The sequence below is a fragment of the Pseudomonas sp. NPDC079367 genome, from assembly GCF_044542195.1.
Classification (GTDB): Bacteria; Pseudomonadota; Gammaproteobacteria; order Pseudomonadales; family Pseudomonadaceae; genus Aquipseudomonas.
In genome coordinates, this window is record NZ_JBITTW010000007.1 from 23,494 (window position 1) to 36,319 (window position 12,826).

The window sequence follows — 12,826 nt, forward strand, 5'->3', positions numbered from 1 at the left end:
GCCGATTGTATACAAGCCAACCGACAATCTATTCCCTGGTTGTGCGCAACCGCATCAGCCCTGACTGATGGTCTTGGTGATGGTCTCGACCGTGGCGCTGACTTGCTCTTGATAACGCTCGAGTTCTTCTTCGTGCTGCTTCTTCATTTCAATCTGCTGCGAGCACAGATTCATCGCTGCCAGCACCAGCAAGCGGTCGCCGATCAGCGTCGGGTATTTGCGCTTGGTGTCCTCCAGCGCTGCCTTGAGCATCATCGCCGCGTCCAGCAGGGTCTGTTCTTCCCCGGCCGGTGCCTTGATCGAATAGTCCTCACCAAGAATGGAGATGACTTTTACCCCCGCTGTGCCGTGGTTCATGCGCTGACCGGACCGGCGTTGACGCGATCAACCAGCGCCTGGATGCGAGCGGCGGTGGCGCCGTGTTTTTCTTCCTGCTCCATCAGGTTCAGTTGCAGGTTTTCGTTTTCATCCTTGGCCTGGGCCAGTTCCGTGGACAGGGTCTGGTTGGTCTGCAGCAAGGTCTGGTTCTGTTGCACCAGATCGCTGACGAGCTGTTCCAATTGGCTGAGGGATGCTTCCAACATTTTGATCTTCCAAGCGTTTTTCAAAGGGCGCGTACGATAAAGAAAAGTCACCACGGATGCCAGGGTTAAACCGGCGCAAGGCCTTGATTTACCTGGGCGGCGAAGCTTCTCGCGAGTTTAAAAGACTGTGAATGGTCGATCTGGTTCCTGCACTTCGTCGCACAGAGCTGTCTGCGACAAATACGCACACCACCTCAAGACTTTAGTCGTATGACCGATAAGTCACCCATACAGCAGTCTCAGCCCGCATGGATGCGGCCCTTTTCGGTATCCGCCCATGTCCCTTCGCAATATGAATATCGCCCCACGGGCGTTCACCGGTTTCGCCCTGATTGGCGGCCTGATGTTGATTCTCGGCGTGTTTGCGCTGAACCAGATGAGCAAGATCCGCGCGGCCGGTGAAGACATCGCCACCGCCAGCGTGCCATCGATCAAGGCCCTCGACGAATTCACCCAGTTGACCCTGCGTCTGCGCGTGCTGTCCTATCGCCTGTTGATCAACCGCGAACCCGATGTGCAGCAGAAAACCATCGAACTGTTCGACCTGCGCAACCGCCAGATCGCCGATGCGCAACGCGCTTACGAGCCATTGATCGAAGGCCCGCAGGAACGCGCGGCGTACGATCAGTACGTGCAGTTGCTGGCGCAATACCGTCAGCTTGAAGAGCGCATGAAAACCTTGTCGCGCAACAATCAGATCGATGAATTGCGGCAGATGCTCAACAGCGATTTGCTGAGCAACTCGGAGGCGGTGAACACCGCACTGGCACGCTTGCTGGAGATCAACACCCAGCAGATCGCCGAGACCGATCAGGGCGCCACAGACCAGTACTCGATGTCGTTCAACCTTGTAGTGACACTGCTGGTGATCGCCAGCGGCCTGACCCTGCTGTTCGCCTGGCTGCTGACCGTGAGCATCACCAAGCCGATTTCCAAGGCACTGGAGGCTGCGGAAACCATCGCCGAAGGCAACCTGACCCAGCCGATCCACGTCGATGGCGAAGATGAAGCCGGGCGCCTGCTGGCCGCGATGGCCAAGATGCAATCGAAGCTGCGCGACACTCTGCAGCGCATCTCCGGTTCGGCCACGCAACTGGCCTCCGCCGCTGAAGAACTCAACAGCGTCACCGACGAAAGTGCTCGCGGCCTGACCCAGCAGAACAACGAAATCGAACAGGCCGCCACGGCGGTCAACGAGATGACCAGTGCCGTCGAAGAAGTCGCGCGCAACGCGGTCAGCACCTCGGAAGCCTCGAAAAACGCCACCACTTCGGCGGGCGACGGTCGTGATCTGGTGCAGGAAACCGTCAGCGCCATCGAACGCATGAGCGCTGATGTACAGAGCACCGCGTCCTTGATCGGCGATCTGGCCAATGAATCGCGCGATATCGGCAAGGTGCTCGACGTGATCCGTGGCCTCGCCGACCAGACCAACCTGCTGGCATTGAACGCAGCGATCGAAGCGGCCCGTGCCGGTGAGGCCGGTCGTGGTTTCGCCGTGGTGGCGGACGAAGTGCGTGCCCTGGCCCATCGCACCCAGCAGTCGACCAGCGAAATCGAACGCATGATCGGCAGCATCCAGAGCGGCACCGAACACGCCGTGGATTCGATGCGCAACAGCACCGAACGTGCCGAATCGACGCTGAACATCGCCCGTGGTGCCGGGATGTCGCTGGACACCATCAACAGCGCCATCGTCGAAATCAACGAGCGCAATCTGGTCATCGCCAGCGCGGCGGAAGAGCAGGCGCAGGTGGCGCGCGAGGTTGATCGCAATCTGGTCAACATCCGCGATCTGTCGGTGCAATCGGCGACCGGGGCGAACCAGACCAGCGCGGCGAGCAACGAGCTGTCGCGCCTGGCGCTGGATCTGAACAACATGGTTGGGCGGTTCAGCCTCTAACCTGATCCTTGATCGTTCCCACGCTCCGCGTGGGAACGATCACCGACCGCAAAAGCTTTTTGACAGCATCACATTTCAACAGGTTAGAATCGCTGGCACGCAGACTGCATGGTCAGTTTGTGCCTCGTCTTTACGCTTCTGGAGTACTGCCTTTGAATGCGACGACCATCAACAGCCTGTTCTTGATCGGCGCGTTGCTGGTAGGCGCAAGCATTCTTGTCAGCTCCCTGTCTTCACGTCTCGGCATTCCTATTCTGGTCATCATTCTCGCGGTCGGCATGGCTGCCGGGGTCGATGGTGGCGGGATCATTTTCGATAATTACCCGACGGCCTATCTGGTCGGTAACCTCGCCCTGGCGGTGATTTTGCTCGACGGCGGTTTGCGCACGCGTGTGTCGAGTTTCCGCGTGGCCTTGTGGCCGGCGTTGTCGCTGGCCACGGTCGGCGTGTTGATCACCACCGGGCTGACCGGCATGGCTGCTGCCTGGCTGTTCGACCTCAATCTGATTCAGGGCCTGCTGATCGGCGCCATCGTCGGTTCGACCGACGCCGCTGCGGTGTTCTCGCTGCTCGGCGGTAAAGGCCTGAATGAGCGGGTCAGCGCCAGTCTGGAAATCGAATCCGGCAGCAATGACCCGATGGCGGTGTTTCTCACCGTCACCCTGATCGACATGCTCGCCAGCGGCGAAACCGGTCTGCACTGGAGTCTGCTGACTCACCTGATTCGCGAGTTCGGCATCGGTGGTGTGATCGGTCTGGGCGGCGGCTGGGTGATGCTGCAACTGGTCAACCGCATCAATCTCGCCGCCGGGCTCTATCCGATCCTGATCATCGCCGGCGGTCTGGTGGTGTTCGCGCTGACCAACGCCTTGCATGGCAGCGGCTTCCTCGCCGTGTACCTGTGCGGTCTGGTGATCGGCAACCGCCCGGTGCGCAGCCGCCACGGCATTTTGCACATGCTTGACGGTATGGCGTGGCTGGCGCAGATCGGCATGTTTCTGGTGCTGGGCCTGCTGGTCACGCCTCATGATCTGCTGCCGATCGCCCTGCCCGCCCTGGGTCTGGCGCTGTGGATGATTTTGTTCGCGCGGCCGCTGTCAGTGATGGTCGGCCTGCTGCCGTTCAAGGCCTTCCACGGTCGCGAAAAAGCCTTTATTTCGTGGGTGGGTCTGCGCGGCGCGGTGCCGATCATTCTGGCGGTGTTCCCGCTGATGGCCGGCCTGCCGCAAGCGCAGCTCTACTTCAATCTCGCATTCTTCATCGTTCTGGTGTCGCTGTTGGTGCAGGGCACGAGCCTGCCGTGGGTGGCCAAGTTGCTCAAAGTGACGGTACCGCCCGAGCCAGCGCCGATTTCCCGGGCGGCGCTGGAAGTGCACGTGACCAGCGAGTGGGAGTTGTTCGTTTACAAGCTCGGCGCCGAGAAATGGTGCATCGGCTCGCCGCTGCGTGAATTGAAAATGCCCGAAGGCACGCGCATCGCAGCCCTGTTTCGCGGCCAACAACTGCTCCATCCGTCGGGTAGTACGGTGCTGGAAGTCGATGATTTGCTGTGTGTTATTGGCCACGAACACAACTTGCCGGCCCTCGGCAAACTGTTCAGCCAGGCACCACAACGCGGCCTCGATCTGCGTTTCTTCGGCGACTTCGTGCTCGAAGGAGACGCCCAGCTTAAAGCGGTTGCAGCGCTGTATGGCTTGCCGGCCGAAGGCATCGATCCGGACATGACCCTGGGCGCGTTCATCGCGCAAAAAGTGGGGGGCGCACCCATCGTCGGCGACCAGGTGGAATGGAACAACACCCACTGGACAGTCGCGGTCATGGACGGGAACAAGATCGGCAAAGTGGGCGTCAGATTCCCCGAAGGAAGTCGCCCGGGCCCCGGACTCTTCCTCTAAACTGCCTCCACTCTCACTTGCTTGACCGGTCTCTATGCCTACCCTGCGCTCCTTTTTCGCCGCGGCCCTGCTGGGCCTCAGTCTCGTTGTCGGCCCGCTGCATGCTGCCGAACCACCGTCCAGCGACGCCGTGCAGGCCAGCCTCGACAAGTTGGCCGACAGCAAATTGCCGGACGCCGACAAGAAGACCTTGCAGACCGTTCTGCAGAACACGCTCAATCAGCTGAACAACCAGCGTGATTACGAGCAAAAGCTGATCGACCTCAAGCGTCAGCTGGCCAACGCGCCCAAGCAGACGATTGAAAACACCCGCGAACTCAGCCGTCTCAAGGCTACCGCGCCGGTGCCAGTGGCACAGCGTTTTCCCAAGGAGTCGATCCAGCAACTGGAGCAGATCCTTACCGATCGCTCGACCCAGCAGAGCGACCTGCAAAAAGCTTTGGCCGAAGCCAACAGCCTGATCATCACCGCGCAGACTCGCCCCGAACGCGCTCAGGCAGAGATTTCCGCCAGCCAGACGCGCATCCAGCAGATCAATACCATTCTCAAGTCCGGCAAGGACACGGGCAAAACGGTCACCGCCGAACAGCGCGACCAGTTGAACGCCGAGCTGGCCGCACTCAATGCGCTGATTCCGCTGCGCCGTCAGGAACTGGCCGGCAACACGCAGCTGCAGGATCTGGGCAACGCCCAGCACGATTTGCTCTCGGAGAAATCCGATCGCCTCGACCGCGAGATCCAGGAACTGCAAACCCTGATCAACCAGAAGCGTCTGGCGCAGTCGCAGGAAACCGTGACCCAGCAATCGATCGAAGCGCAGAAGGCCGGCGGCAGCAGCCTGCTGGCGAGCGAGAGCGCCACCAACCTCAAGCTTTCCGACTATTTGCTCAAGAGCACCGACCGTCTCAACGAAGTCACTCAGCAGAACCTGCAGACCAAACAGCAACTCGACACCCTGACCCAGAGCGATTCGGCGCTGGACGAACAGATCAATGTGCTCAAGGGCAGCCTGCTGCTGTCGAAAATTCTCTACAAGCAGAAGCAGGCCCTGCCGCACCTCAAGGTCGACCGCGACCTCGCCGACCAGATTGCCGATATTCGCCTCTATCAGTTCGATGTCAGTCAGCAACGCGAGCTGCTGAGCAATCCGGCGACCTACGTCGACAACTTGCTGGCCACGCAGCCGCCGGAGCAGGTCACCCCGCAGCTGCGCAAGAGCCTGCTCGATCTGGCCAACACCCGCACCGATTTGCTCGAGCGGCTGAACCGCGAGTTGAGCGCGATGCTTAATGAGTCGATCACCCTGCAGCTCAATCAGAAACAACTGCTGAGCACCGCGCAAAGCCTGCGCGCAACCCTCGACGAACAGATGTTCTGGATCCCCAGCAACAAGCCACTGGACGTGGAATGGATGCGCGGCGTGCCAGAGCGCCTCGAGCGGCAGGTCAACACGTTGCCTTGGGCGTCGAGCCTGAGCGAACTGACGGACGGCCTGACCCAGCGCCCCTTGTTGTTCCTGCCACTCGCGTTACTGATCGGCGCTCTGTTATGGCGCCGCAAGGCGCTGTACGGAAGACTCAACAAGGTTCACCAGGACATCGGCCACTTCAAGCGCGACAGCCAATGGCACACGCCGCAGGCCATTCTGATCAATATTTTGCTGGCGATGCCGGTGGCGCTGGGTCTGGCGCTGTGCGGTCTGGCCTTGCAGATCGATGCACGCGGGCAGAACGCCAACATGGGCGCGGCACTGTTGCAGATGGGCCAGGCCTGGCTGGTGTTCTACACCGCGTACCGGATTCTCGCGCCGGGTGGCGTGGCGGAATTGCACTTCCGCTGGGAGAAACCGCAGGTCGAGTTCCTTCAGGGCTGGGTGCGTCGGTTGGGTCTTGTGGTCATGGCACTGGTGGCCGTGGTGGCCGTCGCCGAGCTGCAGCCGGCGGCGCTGGCCGATGACGTGCTCGGCATGCCGGTGGTGCTGACCTGCTACGCCTTGATGGCGTGGCTGCTCAGTCGCCTGCTGATCAGCAGCCCGACACACCAGAATGCCTCGCTGTTTCGTAAAGCCGTCGGGGTGATGTTCACCCTGTTGCCGATCGCCCTGTTTGTCGCGGTGTGCTTCGGCTACTACTACACGGCGCTGAAACTCAGCGATCGCTTGATCAATACCCTGTACCTGCTGATGTTCTGGCTGGTGATCGAGGCCACTTTCGTGCGGGGCCTGAGCGTTGCGGCGCGGCGCCTGGCTTACCAGCGCGCGCTGGCGAAACGGCAAGCGGCAAAAGAGGCCGGTGACGGCGAAGCGGTGATCGAAGAGCCGACGCTGGACATCGAAAAGGTCAACGAACAGTCCCTGCGCCTGATCCGCCTGGCCTTGCTCGGCGGTTTCATCGCGGCGCTGTACTGGGTCTGGTCGGACCTGATCTCGGTGTTTTCGTACCTGGACAACATCACCCTCTACGAATACACCAGCGGCACTGGCGCCAACATGAGCATGGTGCCGATCAGCATCGGCGACATGCTCGGCGCGCTGATCATCATCGGCATCACCTTCGCGCTGGCGCGCAATTTGCCCGGCCTGCTCGAAGTGTTCGTGCTGTCCAAGCTCAATCTGGCTCAGGGCAGTGCTTACGCAACGACAACACTGCTGTCCTATGTGATTGCCGGCGTCGGCTTCGTCACCACCCTGTCGACCCTCGGCGTCAGCTGGGACAAGTTGCAATGGCTGGTGGCGGCGCTGTCGGTAGGCCTCGGTTTCGGTATGCAGGAGATCTTCGCCAACTTCATCTCCGGCATCATGATCCTCTTCGAACGCCCGGTGCGGATCGGCGACACCATCACCATCGGCAACCTCTCGGGCACGGTGAGCAAGATCCGCATCCGTGCCACGACCATCACCGACTTCGACCGCAAGGACATCATTGTCCCGAACAAGACGTTCATTACCGGGCAACTGATCAACTGGTCGCTGACCGACACCATCACCCGCGTCACGCTGAAACTGGGCGTCGATTACGGCTCGGATCTGGATCTGGTCAAGGAGTTGCTGCTCAAAGCGGCTCGGGAAAACCCGCGTGTGCTCAAAGAACCTGAGCCACACGTGTACTTCCTCAATTTCGGCGAAAGCACGCTCGACCACGAACTGCGCATGCATGTGCGCGATCTCGGTGACCGTAACCCGGTGCTGGATGAGGTCAACCGCTTCATCAACCGCGAGTTCAAGAAGCAGCACATCAACATCTCGTTCCGGCAAATGGAGGTTTATCTGAAGAACCTGCATGGTCAGGAATACAAGATGGTGCCCGTGGAACCCGAGAACAAAACCATCGCGCCGGTCGTCGACGCGCAGAAACCGTTGCCGGAACCGCCACCGAGCAAACTCGACTAACCGACATGGTCCCAGCAGAATGCTCGGACATTCTGCTGGAGCCGGCCCGTGAAAGCCCTCGACGAACTGACTTTCGACAACCGCTTTGCCCGCCTGGGCGACGCGTTCTCCGTTCACGTACTGCCCGAGCCGATCGATAATCCACGGCTGGTAGTGGCCAGCCCGGCCGCACTGGCCCTGCTCGACCTGGACCCGGCGACTGCCGAAACTCAAGAGTTTGCCGAACTGTTCGGCGGCCACAAGCTGTGGGCCGATGCGGAGCCACGGGCGATGGTGTACTCCGGCCACCAGTTCGGCGGCTATACGCCGCAACTGGGCGACGGTCGTGGTTTGCTGCTCGGCGAGGTCTACAACAACGCCGGCGAACATTGGGACCTGCACCTCAAGGGCGCCGGGCAGACGCCGTTTTCGCGCATGGGCGATGGTCGTGCGGTGTTGCGCTCTTCGATCCGCGAATTTCTAGCTTCCGAAGCCCTCTATGCGCTGAACATTCCTTCCTCACGCGCAGCCTGCGTGATCGGCTCCGACACACCAGTCTGGCGGGAAAAACAGGAGCGCGCGGCGATGGTGCTGCGCCTGGCGCCGAGTCATATCCGCTTCGGCCACTTCGAATATTTCTATTACACCAAGCGCCCCGAACAGCAAAAGCAGCTCGGCGAGCATGTCCTGGCGATGCATTTCCCCGAATGCCTGGAACAACCGGAACCGTATCTGGCGATGTTCCGCGAGATCGTCGAACGCAACGCCGAACTGATCGCCAAATGGCAGGCCTACGGCTTCTGTCACGGCGTGATGAACACCGACAACATGTCGATCCTCGGCATCACCTTCGACTTCGGCCCGTTCGCCTTCCTCGACGATTTCGACGCCAACTTCATCTGCAACCACTCCGATGATCAGGGCCGTTACTCGTTCAGCAATCAGGTGCCGGTCGGCCAGTGGAACCTCAGCGCCCTCGCCCAGGCGCTGACGCCGTTCATCAGCGTCGAAGCCCTGCGTGAAACACTGGGCTTGTACCTGCCGCTGTTCCAGGCGCATTACCTCGACCTGATGCGCCGCCGTTTCGGCTTCACTACTGCCGAAGACGACGACCAGCAATTGCTGGAAAACCTGCTGCAACTGATGCAGAACAGCGGCGTCGACTACACACTGTTCTTCCGCCGCCTCGGTGAAGAGTCAGCCGAACAGGCCGTGGCTCGCTTGCGTGATGATTTTGTCGATATCAAGGGTTTCGATGCCTGGGGCGAACGCTACGTCGCCCGCGTCGCTCGCGATGGCGATACCGATCAAGAGCAGCGCCGCGCGCGGATGCACGCGGTCAATCCGCTGTACGTCCTGCGCAACTACCTGGCGCAAAAAGCCATTGATGCGGCAGAGCAAGGCGATTATTCCGAGGTGCGCCGGCTGCACTCGGTGCTGAGCAAACCGTTCGAAGAGCAGCCGGGAATGGAAGGTTATGCCGAGCGGCCACCGGAGTGGGGCAAGCATTTGGAGATCAGTTGTTCGTCGTGAGCCCCCAGCGCGCGAACTTGATAAACAGCTCGTGCGGCTCCAGATAGGTCGCACGAACCGCTGAATTTCAATGAGCCGAATATGACCACCCCACTCCTCATCCCCTGCCCCACCTGCAACGGCCTCAACCGCATCCCCGCCGAGCGCCTGGCGGACCAGCCCAAATGCGGGCGCTGCAAATCTGCGGTGCTGTTGAGCAAACCGTTCGAACTCAAGCAAGGCGATTACACCAGTCAGATCAAGGGCGATCTGCCGTTACTGGTGGATGTCTGGGCGGACTGGTGCGGGCCGTGCAAGTCGTTTGCGCCGGTGTTCGAACAGGCTGCAGCGCAATTGGCGGGCAAGTGTCGGCTGGCCAAGCTCGACAGCGAAGCGAACCAGCAGCTGTCGGCGCAGTTGGGGATTCGCTCGATTCCGAGTCTGATTCTGTTTAAAAACGGTAGGGAAGTGGCGCGCCAGAGTGGTGCATTTCCATTGCCGCAATTGATGTCGTGGCTGCGTAGCCAAGGGATCTGACCCAACACAGAAACCTGTGGAAGCGGGCTTGCCAGCGAAAGCGGTTTTTCATCCGACATTAATGTCGACTGACCTTGCGCCTTCGCGAGCAAGCCAGCTCCCACAGGGGATTAGCGTGTGATTCGGCAGATCAGTGGTCTTCCAGCAGATTGTGCAGTTCAACGAACTGCTGGGTCAGCTTGTGCCGTGGGTCGAGGTGGATCAGCGGCATGCTGGCCTGGTGCGACTCGCGCATGCGCACCGAACTGCTCAGATACACCGGCAACACCGGCAAGCCTTCGGCGATCAACTCATCGAGAATCTGCTGTGGCAGGCTGGCGCGGGCCTGGAACTGATTGACCACAATGCCTTCAACTTCCAACCCTTCGTTGTGGTCATCCTTCAACTCTTCGATCTCGGCGATCAGACCGTACAGGGCCTGACGGGAAAAGCTGTCGCAGTCGAAAGGAATCAACACCCGATCCGCCGCAATCAGCGCCGATACCGCATAGAAGTTCAGTGCTGGCGGGGTATCCAGATAAATCCGGTCGTAGTCTTCCGACAATTCGTCCAGCAACTTGCGCAGCTTGTTGATCTTGTGTTTTGCCTCAAGCTTGGGCTGCAGGTCAGCCAGCTCGGCAGTGGCGGTAATGATGTGCAGGTTGTCGAACGGGGTCTCGTAGATGTCCGCCTGATTCTTCTTCGAGAACGGCCCGGAGGACAGCGTCTGTTTGAAGAAATCGGCGATGCCCATCGGAATGTCGTCGCCGGTGAGCCCGGTCAGATATTGAGTGGAATTGGCCTGGGCATCGAGATCGACCAGCAAGGTGCGATAGCCCTCGCTGGCACTGACCGCCGCCAGATTGCAGGCGATGCTGGACTTGCCCACGCCACCTTTCTGATTGAACACCACGCGCCGCATGACCAAACCTCCGTGTATCAAAGAATGACCGAGTGTAGTTGCCGGTGGCCACGCTTCGCTACCTTCACCGACATGGACTACGTCGTCAGGTGTAAATATCGGCGCACAGGCAGGGAAAAAACCGCCAGTCATCACAGACTCACCTGACAGACAGGCCGCGTGGAATCTGGATAATGGCCAAGTGACAGCCACACGGCGAACCGCTCGGTACATTTTGTTGGGCAAAATGTAACCAACATTTGCTACACACCCGTCGCACCGGGATAATGCGCGCCACCCGGCGCCCTGCGCCAAGCCAAGCGTGCTGCGGCGCTGGCGACTCAACGCGTCAACGAAAGCCCGCAGGGGCGGGATGAATGTCCGTGATCAACTTCAACATCGCCCAATGGCGCGCGTGGGCTCCCGGGCTCGACAGCGTGGACGCCTGGCAGGCCTGGAGCCGACAGCCGGTCGTGCTCCAGAGCAGTGATGCCGCGCCCGATGTGTCGTTTCTGCCGGCCATGCAACGCCGTCGCCTCAGCCGCCTCGCACGCATGGCGTTCAGCGTGGGCTGGCCATTGGCCGACGGACGCGACAAGCTGCCGCTGGTGTTCGTCTCACGGCACGGCGAAACCCCACGCACATTTGAAATCCTCCGCGATCTGGCCACCGAACAGCCCTTGTCGCCGACCCAGTTCAGCCTTTCGGTGCATAACGCGATCATCGGCCTGTGGTCGATCATGCGCGGCGAAACCAGCGAAATGACTGCCCTCGCCGCCGCTGGCGACGGCCTTGAACACGGCATGCTCGAAGCAGCGGCACTGCTCGATGAAGGCGCCCCGGCGGTGCTGCTGGTGATCACCGAAGAACAACCGCCCGAGGCCTATTCGCAGTGGGTCGACGATGTGCCGTTCCCTTATGCGCTGGGTTTATTGCTCACGCCGGGTACCGACTGGCGGCTGACCCTGAACAGCAGCACCGAAACCCGGTCAAAGGCGCACTGGCCGCACGCGCTCAACCTGCTGCGAACCCTGCTCGGCCAGCAACCTGATTGCCAACATGCGTGGAAAAATCGTGTATGGACCTGGCATCGCAACCCGTGACCGCCAAACACCGCGACGCCTACTACTGGCGCCTGCTGGCCACTGCTGCGAGCTTCGCTTTGTTCGGGCTCGGCGGGCTGTGTCTGCGTCTTCTGGTATTTCCGTTACTTGGCTGCCTGCGCGGTGACGTATTTGAACATCGCCTTCGCGCGCGGCGTACGGTCAGTCGGTTGTTCTGGTTTTTCGTGCGGTTCATGGCCCGCACCGGTGTGCTCACTTACGACATCGAGGGCGCCGAACGCCTCGGCCGGCCGGGGCAGATGATCATCGCCAACCACCCGTCGCTGATCGATGTGGTGTTTCTCATCGGTCTGGTGCGCCACGCCAACTGCGTGGTGAAGAAAACCCTTTGGGAAAACCCGTTCACCCGTGGCCCGCTGCGCCGCACTGAATACATCAGCAACGACGGCAGCATGGACATGCTCGACGCCGCCGCGCAGGCATTGCAGGACGGCCAGACGCTGATCATCTTCCCCGAAGGCACCCGCACCCGGCCGGGACAGGCGCCGGCCTTTCATCGGGGGGCGGCGGCGATTGCCCTGCGTGGTGCGAAAATCGTTACCCCGGTGGTCATCAAGGTCAGCCCGACCACCCTGACCAAAGCCGAGCCGTGGTATCGCATCCCTCATCGCCGCGTGCACTTCAGTTTTCGCGTCGGGGCCGATATAGACCCACAGACCTTCGCCGCGCAAGGCCCCGCACCGCAGGCCTCACGCAAGCTCAACGATTATTTGCATGACTATTTCATTAAGGAGCTCGCCGCAGATGAGCGAACTGAACACCGCTAGCCTGATGCGTGACATCAAACTGCTGATCATCGACGCCCTCGGCCTCGAAGACATCAGCCCCGACGACATCGGCGACGAGCAGACACTGTTCGGCGAAGGCCTCGGCCTGGATTCCGTGGACGCACTGGAACTGGGCCTGGCAATCCAGAAAAAATATGGCATCAAGATCGACGCCGATGCCAAAGATACCCGCAACCATTTCACCAACGTGGCCAGCCTTGCGGCATTCGTCACGGCAAAACAGGCAGCTTGAGACC

General features: G+C 60.6%; 10 protein-coding genes and 2 pseudogenes. 9 read left to right on the forward strand and 3 right to left on the reverse strand.

The annotated features are described in order from the left end of the window. Positions 1-54 precede the first annotated feature (54 nt). Positions 55-357, reverse strand: coding sequence for a cell division protein ZapA (locus tag ACIGDJ_RS09805; protein WP_101156537.1), 303 nt, complete (start codon positions 355-357; stop codon positions 55-57). After that, positions 354-584 carry a hypothetical protein gene (locus tag ACIGDJ_RS09810; RefSeq protein ID WP_016772015.1) on the reverse strand — a complete coding sequence of 77 codons (231 nt, stop codon included), beginning with the start codon at positions 582-584 and terminating at the stop codon, positions 354-356. The genes ACIGDJ_RS09805 and ACIGDJ_RS09810 overlap by 4 nt, the downstream gene beginning before the upstream one ends. A 343-nt stretch (positions 585-927) precedes the next feature. Between ACIGDJ_RS09810 and ACIGDJ_RS09815 the strand changes: the two are divergent. The 6 genes and pseudogenes from ACIGDJ_RS09815 to trxC all read left to right on the forward strand — a co-directional run. Beyond that, positions 928-1,584: pseudogene (locus tag ACIGDJ_RS09815) on the forward strand (MCP four helix bundle domain-containing protein); the annotation flags it as partial. 303 nt (positions 1,585-1,887) lie between these two features. Next, a pseudogene (locus ACIGDJ_RS09820) lies at positions 1,888-2,487 on the forward strand (methyl-accepting chemotaxis protein); the annotation flags it as partial. Positions 2,488-2,639: 152 nt separating this feature from the next. Beyond that, complete coding sequence (locus ACIGDJ_RS09825; protein ID WP_024011302.1) at positions 2,640-4,382, forward strand: potassium/proton antiporter; 1,743 nt, start codon at positions 2,640-2,642, stop codon at positions 4,380-4,382. A 34-nt stretch (positions 4,383-4,416) separates the two neighbouring features. Continuing rightward, positions 4,417-7,770 (forward strand): mechanosensitive channel MscK, encoded by a 3,354-nt coding sequence (gene mscK, locus ACIGDJ_RS09830; RefSeq protein WP_397479545.1) that lies wholly within the window; start codon positions 4,417-4,419, stop codon positions 7,768-7,770. A gap of 48 nt (positions 7,771-7,818) precedes the next feature. Further along, a complete protein-coding gene (gene selO, locus ACIGDJ_RS09835; protein ID WP_101156545.1) occupies positions 7,819-9,282 on the forward strand; it encodes a protein adenylyltransferase SelO in 1,464 nt (487 codons plus the stop codon). 81 nt (positions 9,283-9,363) lie between these two features. Continuing rightward, entirely contained in the window at positions 9,364-9,798 is a 435-nt protein-coding gene (gene trxC, locus ACIGDJ_RS09840; RefSeq protein ID WP_397479546.1) for a thioredoxin TrxC, read from the forward strand. Between the two features lie 130 nt (positions 9,799-9,928). Here trxC and ACIGDJ_RS09845 read toward each other — a convergent pair whose 3' ends face one another. Next, positions 9,929-10,699 (reverse strand): ParA family protein, encoded by a 771-nt coding sequence (locus ACIGDJ_RS09845; RefSeq protein ID WP_016772022.1) that lies wholly within the window; start codon positions 10,697-10,699, stop codon positions 9,929-9,931. A gap of 356 nt (positions 10,700-11,055) precedes the next feature. Here ACIGDJ_RS09845 and ACIGDJ_RS09850 point away from each other — a divergent pair, with 356 nt between their 5' ends. The 3 genes from ACIGDJ_RS09850 to ACIGDJ_RS09860 are packed head-to-tail and all read left to right on the forward strand — an operon-like array spanning position 11,056 to position 12,822. Continuing rightward, positions 11,056-11,781 carry a beta-ketoacyl synthase chain length factor gene (locus tag ACIGDJ_RS09850; protein WP_101156552.1) on the forward strand — a complete coding sequence of 242 codons (726 nt, stop codon included), beginning with the start codon at positions 11,056-11,058 and terminating at the stop codon, positions 11,779-11,781. After that, positions 11,757-12,569 (forward strand): 1-acyl-sn-glycerol-3-phosphate acyltransferase, encoded by an 813-nt coding sequence (locus ACIGDJ_RS09855; RefSeq protein WP_101156554.1) that lies wholly within the window; start codon positions 11,757-11,759, stop codon positions 12,567-12,569. Before ACIGDJ_RS09850 ends, ACIGDJ_RS09855 begins: the two co-directional genes overlap by 25 nt. Further along, positions 12,547-12,822 (forward strand): phosphopantetheine-binding protein, encoded by a 276-nt coding sequence (locus ACIGDJ_RS09860; RefSeq protein ID WP_126359380.1) that lies wholly within the window; start codon positions 12,547-12,549, stop codon positions 12,820-12,822. The genes ACIGDJ_RS09855 and ACIGDJ_RS09860 overlap by 23 nt, the downstream gene beginning before the upstream one ends. Positions 12,823-12,826: the final 4 nt, after the last annotated feature.

Coding starts and splice junctions, on each gene's coding strand:
- ACIGDJ_RS09805 (WP_101156537.1), bottom strand. CDS start 357: ATGAACCACGGCACAGCGGGGGTAAAAGTCATCTCCATTCTTGGTGAG.
- ACIGDJ_RS09810 (WP_016772015.1), bottom strand. CDS start 584: ATGTTGGAAGCATCCCTCAGCCAATTGGAACAGCTCGTCAGCGATCTG.
- mscK (WP_397479545.1), top strand. CDS start 4,417: ATGCCTACCCTGCGCTCCTTTTTCGCCGCGGCCCTGCTGGGCCTCAGT.
- trxC (WP_397479546.1), top strand. CDS start 9,364: ATGACCACCCCACTCCTCATCCCCTGCCCCACCTGCAACGGCCTCAAC.
- ACIGDJ_RS09845 (WP_016772022.1), bottom strand. CDS start 10,699: ATGCGGCGCGTGGTGTTCAATCAGAAAGGTGGCGTGGGCAAGTCCAGC.
- ACIGDJ_RS09850 (WP_101156552.1), top strand. CDS start 11,056: ATGTCCGTGATCAACTTCAACATCGCCCAATGGCGCGCGTGGGCTCCC.
- ACIGDJ_RS09855 (WP_101156554.1), top strand. CDS start 11,757: ATGGACCTGGCATCGCAACCCGTGACCGCCAAACACCGCGACGCCTAC.
- ACIGDJ_RS09860 (WP_126359380.1), top strand. CDS start 12,547: ATGAGCGAACTGAACACCGCTAGCCTGATGCGTGACATCAAACTGCTG.